The organism is Schaalia sp. ZJ405, assembly GCF_011038885.2.
Lineage (GTDB): Bacteria > Actinomycetota > Actinomycetes > Actinomycetales > Actinomycetaceae > Pauljensenia.
The window spans coordinates 872,511-895,893 of the sequence record NZ_CP064952.1 but is presented as its reverse complement, the minus strand read 5'-3'; the positions used below and the strand labels follow the sequence as shown (position 1 = coordinate 895,893).

The 23,383-nt window shown below is 54.9% G+C and carries 21 protein-coding genes and 1 pseudogene; 7 read left to right on the top strand and 15 right to left on the bottom strand.

The genetic code is table 11. The features are described 5' to 3' along the window. Positions 1-36 precede the first annotated feature (36 nt). Both G7Y41_RS03695 and G7Y41_RS03690 read right to left on the bottom strand, forming a co-directional pair. A complete protein-coding gene (locus tag G7Y41_RS03695) occupies positions 37-858 on the bottom strand; it encodes an SIR2 family NAD-dependent protein deacylase (protein WP_165315157.1) in 822 nt (273 codons plus the stop codon). A 7-nt stretch (positions 859-865) separates the two neighbouring features. Beyond that, positions 866-2,278, bottom strand: coding sequence for an MFS transporter (locus tag G7Y41_RS03690; protein WP_165315158.1), 1,413 nt, complete (start codon positions 2,276-2,278; stop codon positions 866-868). 189 nt (positions 2,279-2,467) lie between these two features. On the opposite strand from G7Y41_RS03690, the gene G7Y41_RS03685 reads away from it, so the two are divergent. From G7Y41_RS03685 to G7Y41_RS03675, 3 genes are all read left to right on the top strand, one after another. Then, positions 2,468-3,055: a TetR/AcrR family transcriptional regulator gene (locus G7Y41_RS03685; RefSeq protein ID WP_165315159.1), complete on the top strand. Its 588-nt coding sequence runs from the start codon at positions 2,468-2,470 to the stop codon at positions 3,053-3,055. A 54-nt stretch (positions 3,056-3,109) separates the two neighbouring features. Then, positions 3,110-4,819, top strand: a complete 1,710-nt coding sequence (locus G7Y41_RS03680; protein WP_165315160.1) for an MDR family MFS transporter — start codon at positions 3,110-3,112, stop codon at positions 4,817-4,819. A gap of 229 nt (positions 4,820-5,048) precedes the next feature. Further along, the gene (locus G7Y41_RS03675; protein WP_231367362.1) at positions 5,049-6,083 is read left to right on the top strand and encodes an aldo/keto reductase; all 1,035 of its coding nucleotides are present in this window, start codon (positions 5,049-5,051) and stop codon (positions 6,081-6,083) included. 318 nt (positions 6,084-6,401) lie between these two features. Here G7Y41_RS03675 and G7Y41_RS03670 read toward each other — a convergent pair whose 3' ends face one another. The 5 genes from G7Y41_RS03670 to G7Y41_RS03650 form a co-directional block, all read right to left on the bottom strand. Next, positions 6,402-6,659 carry a hypothetical protein gene (locus tag G7Y41_RS03670; RefSeq protein ID WP_165315161.1) on the bottom strand — a complete coding sequence of 86 codons (258 nt, stop codon included), beginning with the start codon at positions 6,657-6,659 and terminating at the stop codon, positions 6,402-6,404. Positions 6,660-6,683: 24 nt separating this feature from the next. Then, positions 6,684-6,860: a hypothetical protein gene (locus G7Y41_RS03665; RefSeq protein ID WP_165315162.1), complete on the bottom strand. Its 177-nt coding sequence runs from the start codon at positions 6,858-6,860 to the stop codon at positions 6,684-6,686. Positions 6,861-7,619: 759 nt separating this feature from the next. After that, positions 7,620-8,417: a DsbA family protein gene (locus G7Y41_RS03660; protein ID WP_165315163.1), complete on the bottom strand. Its 798-nt coding sequence runs from the start codon at positions 8,415-8,417 to the stop codon at positions 7,620-7,622. A 428-nt stretch (positions 8,418-8,845) separates the two neighbouring features. Next, positions 8,846-9,304, bottom strand: a complete 459-nt coding sequence (locus G7Y41_RS03655; RefSeq protein ID WP_165315164.1) for a hypothetical protein — start codon at positions 9,302-9,304, stop codon at positions 8,846-8,848. A gap of 827 nt (positions 9,305-10,131) precedes the next feature. Continuing rightward, positions 10,132-10,752: a TetR/AcrR family transcriptional regulator gene (locus tag G7Y41_RS03650; RefSeq protein ID WP_165315165.1), complete on the bottom strand. Its 621-nt coding sequence runs from the start codon at positions 10,750-10,752 to the stop codon at positions 10,132-10,134. A gap of 94 nt (positions 10,753-10,846) precedes the next feature. On the opposite strand from G7Y41_RS03650, the gene G7Y41_RS03645 reads away from it, so the two are divergent. Both G7Y41_RS03645 and G7Y41_RS03640 read left to right on the top strand, forming a co-directional pair. After that, positions 10,847-12,157: an ABC transporter permease gene (locus G7Y41_RS03645; RefSeq protein WP_165315166.1), complete on the top strand. Its 1,311-nt coding sequence runs from the start codon at positions 10,847-10,849 to the stop codon at positions 12,155-12,157. Next, the gene (locus tag G7Y41_RS03640) at positions 12,154-13,641 is read left to right on the top strand and encodes an ATP-binding cassette domain-containing protein (RefSeq protein ID WP_165315167.1); all 1,488 of its coding nucleotides are present in this window, start codon (positions 12,154-12,156) and stop codon (positions 13,639-13,641) included. The genes G7Y41_RS03645 and G7Y41_RS03640 overlap by 4 nt, the downstream gene beginning before the upstream one ends. 638 nt (positions 13,642-14,279) lie before the next feature. Here G7Y41_RS03640 and G7Y41_RS03635 read toward each other — a convergent pair. The 8 genes and pseudogenes from G7Y41_RS03635 to G7Y41_RS03605 form a co-directional block, all read right to left on the bottom strand. Continuing rightward, entirely contained in the window at positions 14,280-15,158 is an 879-nt protein-coding gene (locus G7Y41_RS03635; protein WP_231367400.1) for an ATP-binding cassette domain-containing protein, read from the bottom strand. A gap of 18 nt (positions 15,159-15,176) precedes the next feature. Further along, positions 15,177-15,950: pseudogene (locus tag G7Y41_RS10030) on the bottom strand (ABC transporter transmembrane domain-containing protein); the annotation flags it as partial. Between the two features lie 88 nt (positions 15,951-16,038). Next, positions 16,039-16,740: a hypothetical protein gene (locus G7Y41_RS03625; RefSeq protein WP_196819544.1), complete on the bottom strand. Its 702-nt coding sequence runs from the start codon at positions 16,738-16,740 to the stop codon at positions 16,039-16,041. Between the two features lie 2 nt (positions 16,741-16,742). Further along, on the bottom strand, positions 16,743-17,483 hold the full coding sequence (locus tag G7Y41_RS03620) for a hypothetical protein (RefSeq protein ID WP_165315171.1): 741 nt from the start codon (positions 17,481-17,483) through the stop codon (positions 16,743-16,745). A gap of 43 nt (positions 17,484-17,526) precedes the next feature. After that, a complete protein-coding gene (locus G7Y41_RS03615; RefSeq protein WP_165315172.1) occupies positions 17,527-18,231 on the bottom strand; it encodes an ATP-binding cassette domain-containing protein in 705 nt (234 codons plus the stop codon). Further along, positions 18,228-18,368 carry a lasso peptide biosynthesis protein gene (locus G7Y41_RS10205; RefSeq protein WP_442984262.1) on the bottom strand — a complete coding sequence of 47 codons (141 nt, stop codon included), beginning with the start codon at positions 18,366-18,368 and terminating at the stop codon, positions 18,228-18,230. The genes G7Y41_RS03615 and G7Y41_RS10205 overlap by 4 nt, the downstream gene beginning before the upstream one ends. Positions 18,369-19,152: 784 nt before the next feature. Beyond that, positions 19,153-19,311, bottom strand: a complete 159-nt coding sequence (locus G7Y41_RS10315) for a DUF8730 family Cys-rich protein (RefSeq protein WP_503632091.1) — start codon at positions 19,309-19,311, stop codon at positions 19,153-19,155. 21 nt (positions 19,312-19,332) lie between these two features. Further along, positions 19,333-20,997, bottom strand: coding sequence for an FAD-dependent oxidoreductase (locus G7Y41_RS03605; protein ID WP_165315173.1), 1,665 nt, complete (start codon positions 20,995-20,997; stop codon positions 19,333-19,335). A gap of 125 nt (positions 20,998-21,122) precedes the next feature. On the opposite strand from G7Y41_RS03605, the gene G7Y41_RS03600 reads away from it, so the two are divergent. Both G7Y41_RS03600 and G7Y41_RS03595 read left to right on the top strand, forming a co-directional pair. Continuing rightward, positions 21,123-21,383, top strand: coding sequence for a metal-sensitive transcriptional regulator (locus G7Y41_RS03600; RefSeq protein WP_165315174.1), 261 nt, complete (start codon positions 21,123-21,125; stop codon positions 21,381-21,383). Between the two features lie 1,038 nt (positions 21,384-22,421). Then, entirely contained in the window at positions 22,422-23,363 is a 942-nt protein-coding gene (locus tag G7Y41_RS03595; RefSeq protein WP_165315175.1) for an Abi family protein, read from the top strand. Positions 23,364-23,383 lie beyond the last annotated feature (20 nt).

Sequence of the window (23,383 nt, the reverse complement as noted above, 5' to 3'; positions counted from 1 at the left end):
GCGTTCTACTGTAACGGACCAGCTCAGGCACGCACGCTATGTCAGTTTGTGTGCTAAGAGAGGAAGAGCCTCCTCAACTCTCGCGTCGAGACGTACGTCGGCGTACCTGTCAATAGCCGTCGGCCCCTGATTAATAACAACAACAAGGGCGTCGTTGGCCAGCGCCTGGGAGACCACCGACATCGGGGTGTTGACAGCAAGTGATGTCCCTGCGATGAGGATGACATCTGCCGTCTGGGCAGCTTGACAGGCCCCACTGAGTTCCTCATAGGGCAGCGATTCGCCGAACATGACGATCGCAGGCTTGAGGATCCCACCGCATCGGGGGCACATTGCCTGACGGAAGTCGCACGATTCGGCAGCTTCGCGATCCGATACGGGGACGATGGCGATGTTGTCTGGATTCAAGTCCGGTTCAAGCTGTGGATTGAGTTCCGTGAGCCGCTGAGAAACATCCTCACGCGAGTATCTCTCCTGGCAGCCAAGGCAGTCCACGAAGCGGTAGTTCCCGTGCAGCTCCCACAGGTTCTTGATTCCCGCAAGGCGGTCCAGTCCGTCAATGTTTTGGGTCGCAACTCCAATGAGTATCCCGGAGGCTTCGAGATGCGCCAGCGCCAGGTGCGCCGCGTTGGGCCGGATGTTGAGCATGGCCTTCCAGGTGAGTTCCGAGCAGTACCACAGCCATTTCTGCCACACCGGATCGGAAACGATCATGTCATAGTCAACGGGTGGGATCTGTGTTGACCCGGTGCCTCGATAGTCGGGCAGCCCCGAGGCGGTGGACATTCCGGCGCCCGTCACCGCAATGATGCGTCCATTTCCGATGCGTTCGGCGAGGGAATCAAGTGTTGCGTCCATGAGGTCATTATCGGCTGATTTCGTCGTCGACGTAGGTGGATGCGGATGCTCGCCATCCGAATGCTCCCATGAGGAGGGCAGACACAACGAGGACCCACAGAACAGAAACCGTCGAAACCCCAGATTCGAGAAGGATTCCCACGAGGATCGGTCCGATCGCGGCGATAATGTATGCGCCGCCCTGGACCATTCCTGACAGTTGCGTTGTCACGTGCGGTTCCCGCGATCGCGCGGGGATGAGTGCGATGCCCAGCGGGAAGGTGAAGCCACCGAATCCCATCATGGAAATCCATATCCACGCGGCCTGCGGGTGGACGATGAGACCGAGGTACCCCAGCGCAACAATGACACCGAATCCAACGGCGATGAGTTGGAGATGACGTGTTTTTTCAATGATGATCGGCATGACGAGTCCGCCAACGATTGCCCACACATTAATCGATGCGATCATCGCTCCGGCCTCGACTCCGGGGATCCCCAGGATCGTCAGCATCGTTGGCATCTGGCCGAACTGAATGTAGGCATTCATCGATTGTAAACCGAACATCACCATCAGGGTCAGCGCGGTCGGGGATGCGATGAGTTGGCGAATAGACAGATTCGGGGACGAGGACGAGGCCGCTTTCCCCTCACCTTTAAGTGGAAGGCTTTGTCTCTCGGGTGCTCTCCTTGTCGAAGCGGTTGACTGGTTGGCGCCCCGGGAGCCTGGGGCGACGGAATCCGCCAGCGGGAAATCAACACCTGAACGCCTGCGAAGCCCCAACCACAGCAACGCCCCAACAGCAGCAACAATCGCCCAGACAGCGAGGGAGAATTGCCAGTGTTCACCGTCAGCTCCTGCCAGGGGGAGCGCAACGGCGGAGCCGATGGCACCTCCCAGCGGCATGGCGCTACCGAAGATGGTGATCAGCATGACGGCGCGCCCGGGTTCATGGAACTTGATCCACGCCGGGAGGGTGACATTTCCGATAGCCGGTCCTGCCAGCGCAAGGACCGAAAGAAGGACGAAAGTCAGGAAGTTTGGAGCAAAGGGACGCAATGCGAGCCCGATAGTCGAGACGGTCATCCCGACGGCGACAACTCCTGTTAGTCCCCACCGACGAGCCAATGGCACGGCGCTTAGACCGAGGGCGGCGAAAACGACGCACGGAAGTGACGTGAGGATTCCCGTGGCAATGGCTCCCTGCCCGAAATGTTGACGAATAATGTTGAGAAGTGGACCAATTGTCGTTGCGCCCGCACGCATCGAAGGTGACACGGTGATCACCGCGATGAGGGCAGTGACAGTTGAAAAGACGGGGGCAAGGTGAGGGCGTACTGCCTCGCGGAGTGGGTGGGGCGTGTGCGATCTCATTCCTTCGGGTGGGATCTCGCGTGCTCTCGCGGGCTCGGTGTTGTCATCCTCGTGTTTCTCAGTCACTCAAACACCATGCCACTACACAGACGTTTTATCGAATCAGTTCACTCAAGCTCCATCGTCTACGAGGATGCGGCGATCACGCCCCGTGAGGGATCCCACCACGTATGCACTGGATGCATTTTTGCACCCGGTGTAGCCTCTTTCTTCGTGCAGGATCAGGAAAGAACACCACACGGGGCGCGTCGCCCCATGAAAGAACGCCGACAAGAGGCGATCCAACAGTCGGCAACCGAACTTTTCATCGAACGCGGATACTCCGCTGTCACTATCGATGACATCGCTGAACGCGCACAGGTCTCCCGGCGAACAATTTTCAACTACTTTCCTTCCAAGGCGGATATGCTCGGGTTCCTTCCCACTCCCTACTCCCCAGAAGACCTGTCGATCCTCACAGACAACACGCAGCCGCTCATCGAGAGCATTGGCGAATTCTTTGAGCGACGATCAACAGAGTTCACGAAGAAATCAGAAGCATTCCGCAACTTTAAGAAACTCATGCGCGACAATCCCGAGGTCCGTGAACTCCTCAGCCGCGCTGTGCATGACAACCTCGGACAGCTCCATACCGCATACTCCACACGCTACGCGTTGGATCCACACCACCCGAGCGTTCTTATCGCCGCGCAGGTCACCCAGGCGATTGAAAAATGCACGCTCGCACACTGGATGAACATCCCCGATGGACCTGACGAAAAGAGATGTTTCGTTGACTCTCTTCACAGCGTCCTCGATGCCTTTCGTTGGGATTTCACTGACCCACCCAACCGGGAGTCATGATCCCGCTCCCCTGCCTCACGCTTCATATCCAGATGTCAAGAAAAGACTCACGCGATGACAATGACGAACACTCACTCCCCTTCAGCAGACTCCCCGGCCACACGCGGTAACGAATCCACGCGCGGTGACGAATCCACGCACCCATTCCATCCCGACCGAACCTTCTGGGCCATCTACGCCTCTCTCCTCCTCGTCATGTTCCTCTCAGCAATGGACCAGACGATCGTGGGAACCGCACTGCCAACAATGGTGGGAGAACTCGGCGGGGCTGCGCACATGGCATGGATCGTCACCGCATACACGTTGGCAATCACCATTGCCATGCCGGTCTACGGCAAATTCGGTGACCTCATCGGACGAAAGAACCTCTTCATCGTTGCCATCATCCTTTTCCTTCTGGGATCAACGCTTGCTGGATTCTCCACATCAATGTTTCAGCTCATCGGATTCCGGGCTATTCAGGGGCTCGGCGGCGGTGGCCTCATGATCTCCTCGCAGGCAATCATGGGAGACCTCATTCCTCCACGCGTACGTGGCGCCTACACCGCACCAATTGGCGCAATGTTTGGCGTAGCGTCCGTCCTCGGCCCCATCATCGGAGGATGGCTCACCGACTCTGTGTCATGGCGCTGGACATTCTGGATCAACATTCCTCTGGGACTGATCGCCCTGGCCGCAGTTTGGGCCACACTCAAACTCCCCAAGCACAAACTCACCGCAAAGATCGACTGGCTGGGTCTCATATTGCTCAACCTCGGTGCCGTGGCGATCGTCCTGGCGGCAACCTGGGGCGGCGGCGAGTACGAGTGGAACAGTCCCCTCATCATTGGACTCATATCCGGTGGCGTCATCTCATGGTTGGTCTTCGGTTTCTGGGAGACGCGCGCCTCAGAGCCGATCCTGCCCTTCTCCGTCCTCGCAAATCGGACCTTTATTGTTTCCACGCTGTCGGGAATGCTGACGATGGGGGCGATGATGGGTGTGACTTTATATCTGCCGACCTACCTGCAAATGGCTTACGGCCTTTCCGCAACGAATTCCGGTCTCCTCATGGTCCCGATGACCATCGGGATGATCAGCGGAGGTTTGCTGTCTGGTCTACTCATGAGCCGGTCAGGGCACTACCGCATCTACCCGGTTCTTGGCCCGATCATTGCTGCCACCTCAGCATTCGGCTTCTCTCAGCTGACCATCACCACTCCCATCTGGGTGATTTCTCTGCTGGTCCTTGTCATGGGATCAGGTATCGGCTTGTACTTCCAGCTACTTGTCACACTGGTTCAGAACGACGTTCCCCACAAACATATGGGAACGGCCACCTCGGGGAATAATTTCTTCCGTGAAATCTCCGTTTCGCTGGGTGCATCCCTCATTGGCACGGCCTTCGCCTCTGGACTTCAGACTCACCTCGCCGAGAACGTCAAGAAGCTCGCAGCATCTGACGACCCGGCAACGCTGTCTGCCCTACAGTCGATGGAATCTACACTTGGTTCCGGTGCGTCCAATCTGACCCCCGCAGCGGTTCGCGACCTCCCGGAGGTCATCGGAAATGCCATTGGCCTGGCATATAACGAAGCACTTCTTCCTCTGTTTACGTTGATGGTTCCTCTCTTCATTGCCACCGCAGTTGTCGGCCTGCTCTTTGCTCATTCTGAGCTCTCCACCAAGTCTGGAATGGAGCAGATTGCCGAACAGGAAGCCGGAGAATCAGGCGATCCTTCGTCCTCTACGGAGGTTTCGTCGGCCACTGACACTTCCGCTTAGGCTCATGCCTTTGGGTTCTTTGAAGAACTCCCTCCACTGAAATCGCACGTTCAGGTTCCTCGCGAAGCCCGCTTCATGAACAAGGACGAGGCGGCATGCTGTTCTTGTCCTGGGGGCGTCTTTGGGCGCACTCACCCTAAAAACACCTCCGAGGCTGGCATGCTGTCCGTTCCTAGGAGACACTATCGCCGAGGCACACGGAAGGCCCCAGCAGGTCACCCATGAGATAATGAGAGCGTTCACAACCGCACTCAACGAGGAGAAATACATGGAGTCGCGACTGTTTGCAGCCCTTGAACGTGAAGTCTCCGGCATCGGCATCGGAACCTGGCAACTTGGGGCCGATTGGGGTGAGGTCGACCCGACTGACGCCGCTCAGACACTTGAGGCTGCCATTGAATCGGGCGTGACATTCATTGACACTGCCGATGTCTACGGGGATGGGCACTCCGAACAATTCGTCGGCCAGTTCCTTGCCTCTCATCCAGGCGCGGAACTTACCGTCGCCACCAAGATGGGACGCCGAGTCCCCCAGCAGGCCGAAAACTACACTCGTGACAACTTCCTCGCGTGGAATGACCGTTCACGTACAAACCTTGGAGTTGACACTCTCGATCTGGTCCAGCTGCACTGCCCACCCAGCGATGTCATTGATGCCAACGAAACATGGGATTGGCTTGACGCAATGGTTGATGAGGGGCGGATCCGCGCCTATGGCGTCAGCGTTGAGACCTGCGATCAGGCGCTCTCAGCAATGACGCGACCCGGATGTGCATCCGTGCAGATCATTCTCAATATCATGCGTCGCAAACCTCTCGAACGCGTCCTGTCGCGGGCTCAGGAGACACAGACGGCGATCATCGCACGTGTTCCCCTCGCATCGGGTCTTCTGTCCGGTCGTTACACCGAGAAGACAACCTTTGCTCCAACGGACCATCGCACATACAACCGTGACGGCTCTGCTTTCGATGTTGGCGAAACCTTCTCAGGGGTTCCCTTCGACATCGGGGTTCAGGCATCACAGACCTTCGTTGAACTTTGCCGCACATTTGCCCCAGCGGATGCCACACCGGCCCAGGTCGCTCTGCGATGGATCCTTGACCAGCCTGGCGTTACCACGGTTATTCCCGGTGCCCGCAATAGCGAGCAAGCCCGAGGAAACGCCGCTGCGGCAACACTCGAGCCGTTATCACCCGAGTTTCTTAGCGCCCTCGAAGCCCTCTACAACGAGAACATCCGGGAACACGTTCACAACCGGTGGTGATCGTCAACGGCCGGCAAGCACGAGAGTTCTCATGCTGCCGGCTGTCTTGCTGCGACGTCTCGCGACATGGGCCCGCCCATGTCGCGAGTCTTCTTTTTGTTGAACCAACCGGAAAACTCACGCGATCAATTGAACGCGGAGCTTGTGTGTACATGTTTGTCACGTTTTCCGTGTTCTTTCGCCTAAGTTGACTTTTTCAGTTCCCACTCAATCGACGTGTCTACTCTCATCCACAGCTGACCAACACAAGCACTCTGACACTCTCCCCGGTGCGGCGTGGATAGGCGTCGATAAGCCGAGGTGAAAAGCGCTGCGCTCTTACTTTAAGCCAAGCTTCCCTAGAGCATCCTCACTACAGACGTACGCTGCGCGACTATCGGAACCTTTGCCTTTCTCGTCGTACCACCGGTTCATTTCTTCAACGGTTGTACCAGGTTCAAGCACCCCCGCCTTGACCAAACAATCGCGCTGAGCAGAGGGCCAGTTGACATTATCTGGATTGGTCGTCAAGAGGTGATACCAAATAGAGATCAGATCGCTTCCGATTTCTTTTGAGCAAGTGTCGATGATTTCCATCTGCTCGTCATCCGAAATATCTGATCAAACATCAACGGAGGAAGTCCCATCAGCTAAGAATTCCACCCCTGTGAAGCCTTGTTCAATCAAGCATTTCTTTTCACGATCTCTTGCTTCCCAGTACTCCGCCTCAGTAACCTGACCGTCAGCAATCACCTGTCGAAAGAATGGAGAATCTGATGTCCGATAGTCTTCTGCCATCTGACTAGCGTGAGGTCCAGAAAACTCCGGAACATTTCCGCCAACATCCCCCTCTTCTTGCACTCCCGCTAGAGGTGTACACGATGAAACACAGAAAGCAACGGAAACTAGGAGGAACTGCCGACTATTCATCAGATACATTTCCAGCAAGTGCAAGAATTCGTTTCACGATCACGATTCCTTTGCGAGAATGAAGACATGACTAAATAATCGTCAGGCTGACGATTAGGTGGATCAGGAACTTCAGCGTCGCGTTCTATACCAGTAGGCGAAGCATCCAATCAGCGCGAAACCAACCGGCCCAATCCAGGCACTTGCAGTGAGCCAAGATTCCTTCCGAATAAGAATCCCGTATTGCGCCAAGTCGACGATAAACCTCGCGATCAGCAACGTACAAGCAAAGACTGTCACATAGCTGAGCACCGCTCGACCAGCGCTTATCTCAGGCTTTTGCTTGCTCATAACTTACCTCGACCACTCCAAGCTGCCCACCCTGGAGCAACCCCGATACCCACAAACTCTCCCGATCGGACTGACTCCGCCGCCGCTATAAGCCCTTCCAGTCGTCATCATGCCCAAGGCACCCGCAGTGACTGCGGCAAGAAAAGTCCTTGAAGTACACCTTTTCAGCTTCATTGTCTCAGTCCTTTCGTGAGTGTCATCAGGCTTTCCAGAACAGACAGGCCTCGCAGCCCCAGGCTCTTGCTCAACGCAGGCAACACATATCTCTAGCGCATCTCTATCTCAGGTCAACGCGCACTATTTCCCCGCTGTTTTCGGCAGGGAATCAAAAAACTCATCTAGCGGCTCTGACCAATCATAGGGAATTTGGGTATCTTGTCCATCGATAACCACCTTAGGTGTCCATTTATATTTCGGCTTGAAATATTCCCTATACGACTGCCTGGAGCTCTTCAGATAGCTTTCATCATAGTACGGACTATCGTCAACAAATAAAGACTCAACGGTTTTCTTACTTAATCCAACCTCTTTCGCGATATCTGTAATAGTTTCGCGTGCTTCCTTCGTATTAGGGTTGTGATCTGATTCAAGACTGTACTTATACCAGTACTCCAGAAGAGCCTTGTGTAGATCAATAACTTTACCCGGCTCAAGTTTCTGGGCCGTTATCACCGCTTGCGTGGCAACAAATGTCCAATGATTCTGAAGACTTGGAATCGGCTGAAACTCCAGAGTATATGCCCGTCCTTCATCCGAACGCTTCATCAGTTCATCAAAGGTAAAATGATGAGCCTGAGCTGCCGATTCATCGCCATAATCGAAATATACTCGCACAAGATGCTGCGATGGGTGCTCTTGATCAATGCTGAAGACCAGAGCATCACCATCGCGCTCAACGTGGTATCCAGAGTTTTCGTCTTGATGAACACTACCTTGAGTATCCGTTGAATTCACCCCAGCGTTCCCGCCGCCTTCAGCAGCTTGTTGACCACCAGATGAGCAAGCACCTAAGCCAAGTATCACGAGGCAGGCAAGAGAAACAACTCGAATACTCTTCCCCCACTGCTGACGAGCAGAGCACTGTCTTTGCTGCACGGCCACTCCTTTACACCACAAGTCCCGCACTTCCCTATCTGACAAGGGAGCATGCACGAACTATCCACCGGTAAGCAATTGCGAAACAACTATAACCCGATGGAGCTGTTAACTAGCACCAAACCTCACATGTGATCCACAGAGAAGGGGTCGCTGACATGTCCCTGATTTCATTCTGTTTGGACGGACGGGAAATTGGAGACATGCTCGGGAAGTGCGATCAGGATGCGAAGAGTGGTGCGATTCGTTTTATTGAAGACCACATCCTGGCTGAAGGGCATCCATGCAGTCCCCCAGGCAACGCCGGGGTGCACCACCTGATAGAGGTCGAGAACTGTTCTGGCCAGACACTTACATCGGGCAGAAAACAGGGTAGACACCGAGAAACAAAACCCACAGCACTTCAGTGCGCTTCCAGATGACGGACGTCACTCAAGCCCTAGCTTCCCTAAGGCATCCTCGCTACAGACGTACGCTGCGCGACTATCAGAACCTTTGCCTTTCTCGTCGTACCACCGGTTCATTTCTTCAACGGTTGTACCAGGTTCAAGCACCCCCGCCTTGACCAAACAATCGCGCTGAGCAGAAGGCCAATCGACATTATCCGGATTCGCATTCAGAATGTTGTACCAAATCGAAACATCAAGACCACCTGTCTTGACACTACATTCTTTCACAAGGGACATTTCCTTTTCATGGGAAATATCTGAGCGCGCATCATATTCACTGGTCCCGTCAGAATGATATATGACTCCAGTAAATCCATTATCACGTAGACATTGCGCTTCTCTCTCGTTTGCTTCATGATACTCTGCTTCACTTATCATTTCGTCTGAAATTGCTTCTCTAAAGAAAGAAGATTCAGATTTTCGATAATCTTCGAGCATTTTGTCAGCGTAAGGACCTGCAAACTTCGGCACACTCTCAGCAGAAACGGTGCTTGCTACTCCTTCCGAAGTGGAGCACCCCGAAAGAATAAAGACACATACTAAAGCAAGAATCCGAGTTCTAGATAAATTGAATGTTATCACTGTACTGATACCCAAGTCTACACAACCAAAAACGCAACCTATAACCGCGCGCCTTCTTTTGTGCCCAAATCATTTTCCCGTTCACACTCTCGCCATATTGCGAAGCACGACATCCGTCTGCTTGAGAGTAACCACCACTGTAATTCTTGAAAATTACACAGGTGAAAGCGTGAGCTGACGTACCGGACATATCGCCAACCACCGGCGCAATAAGCATACCGCTGGCAGCAAGCGCGCATGCCACAAAAGGCGTAACAATTCGACTCTTTATCACAACTCCTTTGTTGGGATCAAAATGCGACTCACATTGTCACACACAGGTTATGTGACAACTATTGCATAATCAATAGGATCCTTGATCTTTCTCAGCATGTGAACCATAATGTCAATTTTTCAACTTGACTTCGTTGGCAGACCCACCTATTAAATGACGTGTAGGGTCTGACAGCTTTCATTCCAACGTTCCAGTCGCCTCAGTCTCGTCAGCGCTTCTAACGCGAAGCAGTGGCACCACAGGTAAAGGCGTGGCTCATAATTTTGAGCAAGGGCATTTAGTCCGTCATCGTCCGATGCACGGAACTGTGCATGTCCCCATGCCCACGACTTTCAACTGATCGCCTTGTACAAAGCGCTCTCACTCGACTCAACAACTCAACCCTAAAATCTCCAGCTAGTTGAAGTCGTCAGTTAGGAACCTGTTGCGGTGATGAGTGGTGGGTAAGACTCACTCGTAGTGCCGGGACGATTGCACGGACTGCCTCGTTAATGGACAGATCAACAATGGCAGGGGCGCGCAGGATGTAGCGGGCGGTAAGGAGTCCTGCGAGCTGAGTTCCCACTAAGGTCAGGCGCGTCTGCGCGTCCGGCATTGACGTTTGCTCGCCGATGGGAATGACGTCGTGATGAATGAACCGCATGAACGCTTCAGCGGCTGACTGGTAGGTACTCAGTGAGCGCAGCACAGATATGAGAGCCGGCCCGGTTTCAGGGTCTTCGAAAGCTTCCATGACACTGACGACGTACTTCTCGAGCGCGTCGCCAGCAGGATCATTAAACGCTTCCGCAAGGAGACTTGCTCCCTGAATACGGGTGAAAACTCGCTGCACCATAGCGATGAACAGGTCTTCTTTGGTGCCGAAGTAATAGTGGATCAGTTTCTTGTCCACACCGGCCTCGTCAGCGATGTTTTGCATAGTGGCAGCAACAAATCCAGAGGCCGCAAACACGTGAGCTGCGGCATCAAGGATGCTGTCTTTGAGAAGGCCTCGATCTGCTTTTGGGCCTCGCTTGGCAGGGCGACTCACCCTGTCTACTGTAAACCACTAACCACTATTTCATCAGTTCGGGAATTTCTTGCTACTCTAGTTTCACCACATCGTGAAACTATAGGGGTTCGTCATGAAAGCTATGGTGGTCAAAGAGTTCCGTGAACTGGTGCGCGATCGACGTACAGTTGCTTTACTCCTGGTGATTCCGCTGCTGCTACTGGTTGTGTTTGGCTACGCAGCCAACTTCGCGGTAGATCAAACCCGTGTGATTATCGCCGGTGAGGATGCGGCCAGAGTGGAGCAGACATTAGCCAACAACGAGGAAGCTCGCGAACACCTCGAGATTGTGCGCACCGATCCAAAACTCACCTCCGCGCAGGTAGAAGAGGTATTGCGCCGCGGGGAAGCCGACGCAGTCATCACAACCTCCCACTCCACAGACGATGCAGTGCTGGCCTCTGATACACATTTATGGGTTGATGGCTCGCGTTTATTTGCCGCTCAGTCTGCCCAAGGACAGTGGATGAAAGTTCTCGCGAGCGATGTGCGCTCTCATGTTTCCCAGATCCGCCAGGATATGGATGCGGCTCGGGCTGATGCGACCCAGGCGCGAGAGAACATCGACGATATTCGCACGAAAGTCACCGACTTACGCCAGGCGTTGACACAGTTGCGCACCAATCCGAGCGCTCGTGTTGAGCTGCCCGACCTTGATGCCCTACCCGACGTCCCCTCTATTCCTGAACTACCAGATACTTCTGGCCTAGATCTCGACGCTCTCAACCAAGATCAGGTCGTCACGGTGGTATTCAACCCGGATCTGAAAACATCGTGGGTGATGGTGCCAGGCCTCATCGGACTCATCCTGACATTTGTCGGCACTGTGGTGACCAGCATCGGCCTCGTTCGTGAACGAGAAACTGGAACTTTGGAACAGTTGGCTGTAATGCCGCTTCGCCCCTCGGCAATCATTGCAGGCAAGATCGCACCCTATTTCCTGCTCTCCCTCATCGATGCAGGCATCATCACCACAGCAGCGGTATGGCTTTTCGATGTCCCCTTCACCGGGGCTATCTGGCGCTTTTCCTTCCTGGCATTAGTATTCGTCTTTGTCGTACTGGGGATGGGGGTGCTTATCAGTGTGGTGAGTCAGAACACGGGGCAAGCCGTCCAGATGGCAATCATGATGGTCATGCCCCAAGTGTTACTTTCTGGATTGGTCTTCCCACTGGAGTCCATGTCTGCCGGAGTCCGCTGGATCGGCTACCTGCTGCCGTTGACATGGTTCAACCAAGCAGCAAATGGAATCATGCTCAAAGCAGCCACCTTGAGCGAGCTTTCTCTGCCTGTGGGAATCCTGGTCTTACAGGCGGTCCTCATCTTCACGCTCGCGAGCGTGCGAATGGGGCGACTGCTGCGTCACGGAGGCGCCACCAAATGACACATCATGATCCCATCGTGTTGCGTGAGGCCACCATCTATCACGACGGACACAGCTCACTCGATCACATAGACGCAACCTTCGCTCCTGGCACAATCACCGCTCTTGTCGGTGGAGACGGAGCTGGAAAAACCAGTCTGCTTGCCGCGTTGGCGAACCCTGCTAGCCGCCACCAGATCGGCATCACCAATCTGGCTAATCACCAGGTGACCTACCAAAGTGCCCACAGTGGGGTATGGCTGGGGATGTCCGTGATGGAAAATCTTGAGTTCATTGCCCGCTCCTATCGCCTGAACCGCGATCACACACGGGAGCGGATTGAATCCTTACTCACGCAAGCTGACCTCACCGAGGCACGACATCGAATCGGTGCGCGTCTTTCGGGTGGGATGAGGCAAAAACTCGGCGCGATTATGGCGATCTTGCCTGCTCCACGACTGCTTCTGCTCGACGAACCAACAACCGGAGTAGACCCGGAATCTCGCGCAACCTTGTGGAATCTGATTCGCGCAGCAGCCGATGACGGAGCCATAGTAGTTGTGTCAACGACCTATCTTGACGAGGCAGCTAAAGCCGATCAGGTTTTCGTCCTCTCCCACGGTGAAATCCTCGCTCAAGGTAGCCCACACGAGGTCATCGCCCGAACACCCGGAATCATTACCGCCACAGATGCAAACAATCATCTCGTCAACACGGAAGAAGATGACGATCGTGTGTGGCAGCGAGGAAATACCAGCTACACCTGGCAAGCCGACATTGCGAAGACCCCAGAAGATTCTCTGACAGCAGACCAACTAGATCTTGAGCTCTCAACCATCGCACTGCTTTTGGAGCAGGGACGAACGGCACCAACCGTTCTGCCGCGCATTTCCGTTACCTACCCAAGAGGACACAATCTCATTCACGTTCAGGGCGTGAGTAAAGCCTTTGGACAATTCACCGCCCTCAACCATGTTGATCTAGAAGTAAAAAGCGGAGAAATCCTTGGGCTCATTGGAGGAAACGGGGCCGGTAAATCCACCCTCATCCGACTGATCCTCGGGCTAGATCAACCGGGCAACGGAAACATCTCCGTGTTTGGGCAGACCCCCAACCGCAGGACCCGAGCCAAACTTGGCTACGTCCCACAATCCCTCGGTCTCTATCCCATCCTCAGCCCACAAGCCAACTACCAGTTCACCACGAGCATTTACGGTGCTGATGCCCCCGATCTTCAACTAGAAGAACATCGAGCAACGGGCACCCTCCCACTGGGAGCGCAGCGTAATCTGGCTGTCACCTGCGCACTCGCACACCAGCCTCAACTGCTCATCTTGGACGAACCCACCAGCGGCATGGACGCACTCTCGAGAGCGCGACTGTGGAAAACACTCCGCCGAGCAGCCCAGGCTGGAATCGGTATCCTCATCACCACTCACTACCAAGACGAAGCCCGCCAATGCGACCGACTCATCCACCTCGAACACGGTGAAGTCGTTGCGTAGTGATAGATGGGGTAATGATCATGGGGGGTGTCTAAAGAGGGGTGTCTAAAGATCAGGATTGCTCAATGGTTCGACATTAAAAGTGCGAGGCCTCGATTCCGGGGAGTCAGGCTAGTTAATTAAGACTTGCGGGCTGTTATTTCAAGCCTTGCTCGGGGCTCCCTCGCAACTGTGAGGTGTAGCAGCTCATATCCCCGTAATGACAGCCAAGCCATTGAATCTCAGCACGACGACAGCGACCATTGAGAAGAAGCCACTTACCAGGTAGACTCAACGTTAGGCGAGGGAAGCCAGCCAGCCCACCATCAAGGGAGAAATCCTGGGGCAGGCCTCGGGTCCCTCGCCTTAACTTGTCTCAGTGGCGGGCATGGCTACCAAGCGGGAAAACGGAATCAGTGGTCATGGCCGTCGCATGCTCTTTCAGAGACGGCACCGCGATCCTGTTCCCCCTGAGATAGAGATAGGGCACTTCAACTGTGCGGCGACATCACGGCCGCTCAGGCCCTGGGCGCGCAGCGTGGTGCAAACCCTGGTGGAGATGCTGGTCGAGATGCTGAAACCTCACAAAAGGGTGCGTGCTGGACTAGGGACCGCGCTCGTCAAGTCTGCATCAAAAAAGCTCCTCTACCACACCGCAGTCATTCTGCGATTGCCTGACTCTCGACGAGTTCTCGGTAGAGGTCACAGCTATTCATGAGTTCTAGATGCCTTCCTTCGGCAAGCACTCGCCCTTCGTCGATAACGAAGATTTTATCTGCTGCAGAAATTGTCGACAGACGATGTGCAATTGCAATTACCGTCCGGTTCCGCCTAAGCGCGAACAGCGCATCTTGTACCTCTTGTTCAGTAATCGAATCGAGGTTGGAAGTGGCCTCATCAAGAAGAATCACGGGTGCTTCTGACAAAAAGGCTCGGGCGAGGGCAAGCCTCTGCCTCTCGCCACCGCTTATTCCTGTACCTCCCTCACCCAGCATCATATCTAACCCAGCTACCTCACCACCTACATACACTCGTGCATGACGGAGGGCGGCGTACAACTCATCATCAGAAGCATCTTGGTTAACGAACAAGAGGTTCTCTCTGACTGAACCTGCGAAGACTGGTGCGTCTTGATCGACCAGAGCAAAGTGTTTCCTCCATTCAGTGACCGGAGCCTTTCGAAGTGAAATATCACCAATGAAAACATCGCCAGCGTCAGGAATGTAGAATCCCTCGAGTACATTAAATATGCTTGACTTTCCGGCGCCCGAACGCCCCACAAGGGCAACAAAAGATCCCGCAGACACGGAGATAGACACATCAGTTAAGACACGCTTCTGTTGGCTAGCTCGATCTTCATAACTTGACGGGTACGTGAGATCGACGTGGCTGAGTGAAACATCAAGCGCTTGCCCCGAAGTCGGGAGCCCCCGGGATGGTGAGTTGGCCGATAGTTCCTGTGACCATGTTCTAATTCGTGCGATTCTCGCATATGCACCAACAGCTTCAGAGATTGAGGCGACAACTCCACCGAGCATTGCCGCGGGCGCAAAGACGAGCATAACGTACATGACAAAGGATGCGAGCTCTCCTATGGTGAGTGATCCTGAAGCTACTCTCAGTGCGCCGAGACCGATGACCGCAAAGAGAAGAATTTGGATGGCTGACTGTGTGAAGCCTGAGACTACTGCCTTCAATTTCGCTACTCGCAAGCCACTGCGGCGCGCTGAATCTGCCGCAACCTGAACGGAACTGAGGAAGAATTGTTCACCGGCGAACGCCCTGACCGTGCGAATACCACCCAATACGCGTCCAAAATTTGCTGACATTTCTCCCACCGCATCTTGTACTGCTTCGGCGGCGGGACGGGTACGGGATCCGAGTAGAACACCCAAAGCAATCAAGAGCTAGACCGCCAAGATGACAACGACAGCGAGTACCCAGTCCAGAACAAACATCATGACGAGAGCGCCCAGCAGAGTTAAGGATTGCACGATGATTTCGACAATTCCTTGGCTCAGAATTCCCCACAACTGTGCAGTGTCAGCCCCAAGCGCGGAAGTCAGCTCTCCAGTTTGGACCGATTCAATTCTTTCAAGATTTGCACCGATTACTTTGGTAGCGACATCATTGCGAATTCGGAACACCATTCTTTCACTGACGTGCTCTAACAGATACTGCTCAAATGCACCTAACAATGCCGTCAAGAAGAGACAGGCAGTACTAAACGCAACCAACTTTAGGTCGAGACCCACTGAAATCCCATTGACAAGGAATCCAACCAGCTGCGGTTGTAGTAGAGATAGGCCAGACACGCCAATCCCAAGCACAAGTGCCACTACCAGTCCGACTGTGTGTGGCCTCAGTTCAGAAAACATCGATGAACTGGTATTTGTGTCCTTTTTACACGATACAAATTCATCGCGATTTGACATACTTTAGTTTTCTCTTTTCGATGATAGTTACTAGGATGAAGACAAGGAACGACACTACAAAAAAGAAACCAATATCGAGCAGCTGAGATGTCCATGACAAACTGCCACCAAGTGCATCCTGAACCCGATTGACAATGCCACGTGCTGTGACAAACGGCGCTAGCCGCTCAGTCACGGGTGCAACCAGGATCGAATACAAAACCACTGTTGCGACTGCCACCGCACCATTATTCGCCAATCCTCCAATGGCGCTACCCAAAAGTGCCATAGTCGCGCATTCGAGCGCCATCAACACGTCGCTCTCAAGGCCCCACGGAACACCCGAGCCACTGAGCGCAAGCTGCTCCAGGGAAGATACTCCCCAACAGAAGAGTCCAAAACAGAAGGCCCACAGGGAAGGCAAGAGCAGCACATAATGGGTTCTGTTTCGATATGAGAGGATCATGATCTCTTTGTCAAATTTGTTGCGATTGGTAGCCGAAACCCATGAGGCGGAAAGCAGCACCAGATATGACACGAGAGGTAGCGTTGAGCCAGCGTTGGCAGTGACTCGTGCTCCATTCACTTCGGCACCCACGGCCGCCAAAGCCACATGGAGAGGCACCACCAGAAATGGCAGTATTATCGCCAACAGATTTACTGGAAGAGTGATAGCGGCAATCGTGTAACTCCTGATCGAATGCATAGTTAGCGACGCTTTCCAACGGACACGAACAGATACCCAACAGTACCAACGACGATCCAAGCAACAAGGATCAGCAATGATTCACCAATCGAGATCAAGCCTACTGCGCTATTCCAGAAGGCAAAGGACCGTCCTCCGATCAAAGGCAAGAGATTATGCAGGGCGGGGACGGCCTGAAGTATGCCCGATAACGAAAAAAGGAGGAGCGTGAGGAAAAACAGTACCGAAAGGAACAACCTGTGGGAAAGAGCCGAGACAAGCAACGCCAACACGGAGAAGAGCACCGCAAAGACGACCACACGAGACCAGACAGCCGAAGCTGCATATACTGACAGTAATCCACGGATAGTTTCATCCGCAAGTATGAAACACACGCCGTAGTTCACAACGGCAGCCATCGCAGTGATCATCACCGACCAAGAGACAACGACGAGAATGGTACCGATACGCCGACGGAACAACACCTGCGAATTGAGTAGCACAGACTCATGTTCACCGTTGGAATACTCCATATGAGCCAAGTAGGCCACTGCGAGCGGTATGAAGATCACAGAGGCCTGATAGACGGGTCCTAGGTAGCCCTCCATCAGCAGCTCCGAAAGGGGCTTCGACGCTAATGAGGGATCTAATCCGTGCCCCTCAAAATCACCTGAGCTGATCGCCTGCATGATCTCGCCATTAATCACCGAGAAAACAAGGCACAACACCACCACAGGCAGCGCGGCCCACCAAACCTCACGCATTGACCAAAATCTAATGAACTCGGATCGAACATCGCGCATTGCGTCACCTCTCGTTCCGTGCAGGATTAATCCGAAAATAGGCTTCTTCGAGAGACGCATATTTACCACGTAGCTCCTGACGCTCCAACTGCTCAACGACAATTCCCTTTCGCAGGAAGACAAAGGAACTGGCCAACTGCTCAAGCTCATTCATCAGATGGCTCGTAATGAGAACAGTGCCACCGGAAGCAGCAAAGTCTTGGAGGAGGACTCGCAACCACAAAATGCCCTCAGGATCGAGACCGTTGACCGGTTCATCCAGGATCAATACGCTCGGGTCAGTCAGAAGAGCAGTCGCAATACGCAACCGTTGTTTCATCCCAAGCGAGAACCCCTTAATCCTCCTCTTGGACACGTTGCCCAACCCAACTTCAGAGAGCTTCTCCAAGCAGACCTCTTTGGGCAGTCCCTTGGCCGCAGCGATCCACCACAACTGATCTACGGCCCGTCTCGAGGGGTGCGGCACCATCGTATCCAACGCAATACCAACGGAAGCACTCGCTGAGAAACCGCTATAGGACTGACCGTCGAAGAGCGCCTGACCAGAAGTGGCCGTCTCCAATTCCAGCAGAATCCGCAGCAACGTCGACTTGCCCGACCCATTGGGCCCCACAAGACTCACAATCGATCCTGCAGGCACTTCAAAGGACACCTCATGGAGTACCTCGGTAGATCCGAAAGTCTTCGAGACAGCATCGAAAGAAATCATGAGTATTCTCCTACGCTCAGACTGACTAAAAAGTTTGCGAGATCTATACTTTCACCGACGGGTTGGCCTTCGAGTTCCACCCAGGCATGTGCAACGAACGGATTAAGCGCGAATCCGCTCTTCCATGTGAGGGGAATTCTTTGTATCCAATTGCCAACTGGCTTTTGTCGGGCAGGTCTTCACAATTTACAGATAACTCCTTGTTTTTTTCACCGCTCAAAAGCCCCTCAAATTTCCCAACCAAGAACACAGCCCGACCATCTTTTGAGGGAAGATTAAAGCGCGTATCCACCTGGTTTAACATGATTGAGCCAAGTTGGCACTTCTCGAAGTTATAAGACTTCCTAATTGCGTCGTTAGTGCTGAAAAGATAGAGCGTGTCTTGGGTTAGATATTTGGCTGGAACGACATCTCCAGTGCTAATATCTTGGTAAACCCACTCACTCTTAGAACTCCGATCTTGGAATTCGTCTGCCATGTTTTCGATAGCAAAAAACCATGCAACGCATGCTAGTAAAGCGAGGGCAATGGCCAATACGCTTAGGAAAAGCCACTGCTTTTGTCTTTCTTTCCTGACGCTCAAAGTCGACTCGCCTTCGCTAGCGCACTGCAACTGATACTGAACTCATTGGCATCAGTGCGGTCCAGATGCAGCCGAAGGCTGACAACATTTCTCATTGGAGCCTCCTTGTCGAAACCACGGTTCCACGATAACAGTTACTGCCAAACGTGTGCAATGGGACACGTGCGTTGCCCGCTTAGTTGCACCTTCTACGAAACCCAACCCACTAAAGTAGCCACCTAGCTTTGACAAAAAGCTAGGGCCCCGCGGGCACATCCCCCGAATGGAAATACCGCCAAGGTGGTTGGGATCTTCACTCCCAGCCACCTTGGCGTAGGGCCTCCTGCGAGAGCTACTTTTTAGCCGAAAATCTTGGACAGGAAGGATGCCCAACCCTCGTTGGTGTGGCCCTGGCAGCGCTCCGACTGGGGAACGCCTGCGAGAGCCTGCTCAATATGGTTGCCGCAGCCGGCCCAGGTTGCCTTGCCGCATTTTTTGCATGTAACGCGATGACACATTGTGTTTGTCCTTCTCTGTGTTTATTTAACGATGACGCCGGCGGCGCCTTCGCCTAGTTCTGCCAGCATGGTGATCATGCCGCCCGAGTGGTTTGCGCACTCAAAGCCAGCCTGCACGAGTTGACGGTGTGCAAGGTAGGAGCGCATTCCCGACCTGCAGTGAACCGCGATCGGACGCCCGGCAGCGGCCTCGCGGATCTCGTTCATTCGCTCGCGAATTTCGAGGTGCGGGATGTTGAGTGCGCCTTTGATGTGGCCCTCTCTTGTGTACTCACCGCGGCTACGCACGTCGAGGATGAGGTGGTCCTCCCGGAGTTTCTCAAGATCCTTGGAATGCCATATGTCCATTGTGTGATCGAGGACGTTGGCGGCCATCATGCCGGCCATATTGACCGGGTCCTTGGCAGAGCCGTAGGGCGGGGCGTAGGCCAGGTCGAGGTCGATGAGGTCAGCCACATTCATGCCTGCCTTGATGGCGGTGGCGAGCACGTCAATGCGCTTGTCTGCGCCGTCTTCGCCCACCACTTGCGCACCGAGGACCTTGCCATCGACGCCGAAGTGCATCCGCATGTGGAGTTGGGTGGCGCCAGGGAAGTATCCGGCGTGGTTGGCGGGGTGGAGAGAGATGGTGTGGTGCTTGATGCCTGCCACGGCGAGGGCGCGCTCGTTGGCGCCAGTCATGGCGGCGGTCAGTTTACCGACGCGGACCACCGCGGTTCCGATCGTGGCGGGGATGGGGTGGGAGAGGTCGCCGGAGATGGCATCTGCCACGAGGCGACCTGCACGGTTGGCCGGTCCTGCGAGCGGGACTGGGCGTTTGGTGCCGGTGACCAGGTCGGTGGAGGTGACGGCATCGCCGACAGCCCAGATGTGGTTAACGCTGGTGCGTCCGTGCTCGTCGATAATGATGGCCCCGTCCACGCATTCAACCCCGGCGGCTTCCCAGGTGGCGGTACGGGGGCGGACGCCGGCGGAGAGCACAACGGCATCTGCCGCGATGCGCGAGCCGTCCGAAAGGATCGTAATCCCGGTCCCCTCGCCTTCTTCGATGGCCGTGACGGAGGTGGAGGTGCGCACGTCAATCCCGAGACGGTCGAGTTCGGCGGTGACGTAGTAGGCACTCTCCTGGTCAAGCGGGGGTAGGACGTGGTCGGCGAATTCGACCACGGTTGTCTTGATTCCGCGCATGTTGAGCGCTTCTGCGGCCTCGAGCCCGATGAAGCCTGCGCCGATGACGACGGCGGTCTTTGCAGCTTTCGCCATCTCGTCGAGCGTGTGGGCGTCGGAGACGGTGCGTAGCGTGGTCACGCGCGCGGAGTCGATGCCGGGGATGGCGGGACGGAATGCATCCGCGCCGGGCGATAGGACGAGTTCGTCGTAGGAAAGCTCGTAGTTGCCCTCAGGACCGGCAACCTGGACGGTCTTGGCGTCTGGGTCAAGTGCGGTGACGGTGGAGTTCACGCGGATGTCAAGGTTGAGGGAGGCCTTGAGTGATTCGGGGGTTTGGACGAGGAGCGCGCCGCGATCGGTGATCTCCCCGGAGACGTAGTAGGGCAGGCCACAGTTCGCGAAAGAGACTTCGGGGCCCGCCTCGAGGACGACGATCTCGGCGTTTTCTTGTAGCCTGCGCAGGCGCGCAGCCGCGGACATTCCGCCGGCGACCCCTCCAACAACAACGATCTTCATTAGCTCATCCTCCATTACTCGAGATACCCCCTGGGGTATAGGCTAGTGGTCTGAGCGCGCGCCGCGCAACTAGTTGCGTACACTCAATCGATATGGTTCACAACACACGTGAGGAAAGTGATCTCATGGAAACATCGATGGCGGCCGAACACCGCAAGGCACTTAACCGGCTTAAACGTGCACGCGGCCAGCTCAACGCCGTGATCGAGAGCGTCGAAAACGGCGGCAACTGCGTCGATGTTATCCACCAACTCGCGGCGGTCACCTCCGCCCTAAACAAGGCCGGCTACATCATCATTGCCACCGCGATGAAGAATTGCGTCCTCTCCGACAACCCCTCCACCACACCAGAGGAGCTGGAGAAGGCGTTTTCGGCCCTGGCCTAGCACCGCGGGTTTGCCGTTACACAACATGCACACTCAACAGTGCTTGCGTCCGCAAACTCGTCCTAGCGCCTAGGAGGACAGGGAGCCGACGGCCTCGTCAAGACTCCCGAGTGGTCCGCCGATATTTACGACGTACCCCTCCTGTCAGTGGATCAAGGTCTGTACTGACAAGGCTTTGAGCCACAACGATTTTCACCACCCGCGTACCCATTGCGGGAAACACAAAATGGCCCCGCCACCGCCTCCATACGCCAACAGGTCCAGCGGCTTGGAGGTCGGGTGGTCGGAGTTCTTTCGTGGCTTGGCGAAGTTCCAGATCGTGGTCTGTTTCCGGTCAGCAAACCACTTGTGCTTGGACCCTGCTTCCACCCGTAGAGCACCGGTTCGTGCTGCCACTGATACGACGAGCATCCCGGAATGAGGGAGTCTTTGATCCAGATACAGCAGCCCGAGAGTGTGAAACCGGCTTCGATGAACGCTCTCCGCATGCGCACACAGCTCACGCGCCAATGCAACGTTCGCTTCACTATCTCCTGAGTATGGGGAGCAGATGTTGACAAGTGGCCGGTCACCGGACTCGGCTCGCTGGGCCTTCTTCAACGCCTAATGCGCGGTCGGATTCGCAATCCCTCCTTGTTGCGTGGCGTGAAGTTAATATCTGCATAGTCGATGGGGGCCATCAGTGCCTCCATTTCCAGAAGGCCCGATATCGACAACTCACCCCGCGCCGGACGCGCGAAAGCGGGAGCCCTCTACCCAGAGGGCTCCCAGCAGGGGCGATCTATCCTCCCCCGTGCCGTTGAGCTTGAGGCAAGGGCGACGGCCCTCGTGAGCTAGGATGCGACAATCGTTCAGCCTGCCTCGGCTTCGGTTAGGAATGAGCTGGATCTCTGCCTGGAAACGCTTCGTTTCGGCATTTGGCATTGACGAGATGGTCACCGCGGCATACCGTAGGACGCGATAGATCCCCGGTCAGGCCTCTAGTCCCGTAAGGGACAATGCACAAATGACCGGGGCCTTTCATTCTCTAGGAAGTTCATGGACAAGCTGTGGCTCGGCTACGAAGCACAAGTTAATCTGCTCCAAGACCGTGGCATGTCAGTGACAGACCCCACGTCAGCAGCCGAGTTCCTCTCCCGAGTGAACTACTACCGTCTCTCCGGATACTTCCGTTACTGGCAGTTTGACCCAAAGGCAGGAGACAACCGCTTCCTCGACGGTTCCTCCTTTGAGGCAGTACAACGTCTCTACGAGACCGAACAGGACCTGGTCGCCGTGTGCGACGAGGTTCCTCACCCCATCGAAGTGCTGCTTAGGACAAGATTCGCTCACTACTACGCGCAGCGCGTCGGCACAAAAGGAGCCTTTGCTCGCGGCGAAGGATTCACTCAACCGCCCGACCCAAATGACGAGCGCGTGCAGGAACACGCACTGTCGAATCTCGATCAAAGTAAAGAGACCTTCGTATCTCACTACCGTGACAACATCAAAACGGGAAGTGCTTACAGCGTCGAAGCGTACGCACGAATGCCCATCTGGGTAGCTGTCGAAGCATTCTCATTCGGAAGCCTCTCAAGGCTCATCGAGGCCTCCGGCGAGTCCGGAGTCCTTCATGACATGGCAGACTCCATGAATGTCTCTCCCACCACCCTGCCGGGCCAGGTACGGGCATTCGTCTACTTGCGTAACCGCATCGCCCACTGCGCGAAGCTGTGGAACCACTCGGTACTCGACAAGCCAGGTCTACTCCCCAACATCGCCCGGCGCGCCAAGAAGGACCATCGCCAGTTCAGCGACCACTCCGTCTACAAGATCTTCGTAGCGCTCGATCAGATTGCCAGCAAGACTGGGATCCAGGAAGACTGGCTCACAACTCGCGTTGATCCCATCCTCGCCACCAATGATCTTCTCGCTGCTGGCATCGCCACTCCAGCACGCTATGGGCACATGCCAACAAAACTGCTCCTCACCTGCAACTAGAAACCTGTTCCTCTAGTCCT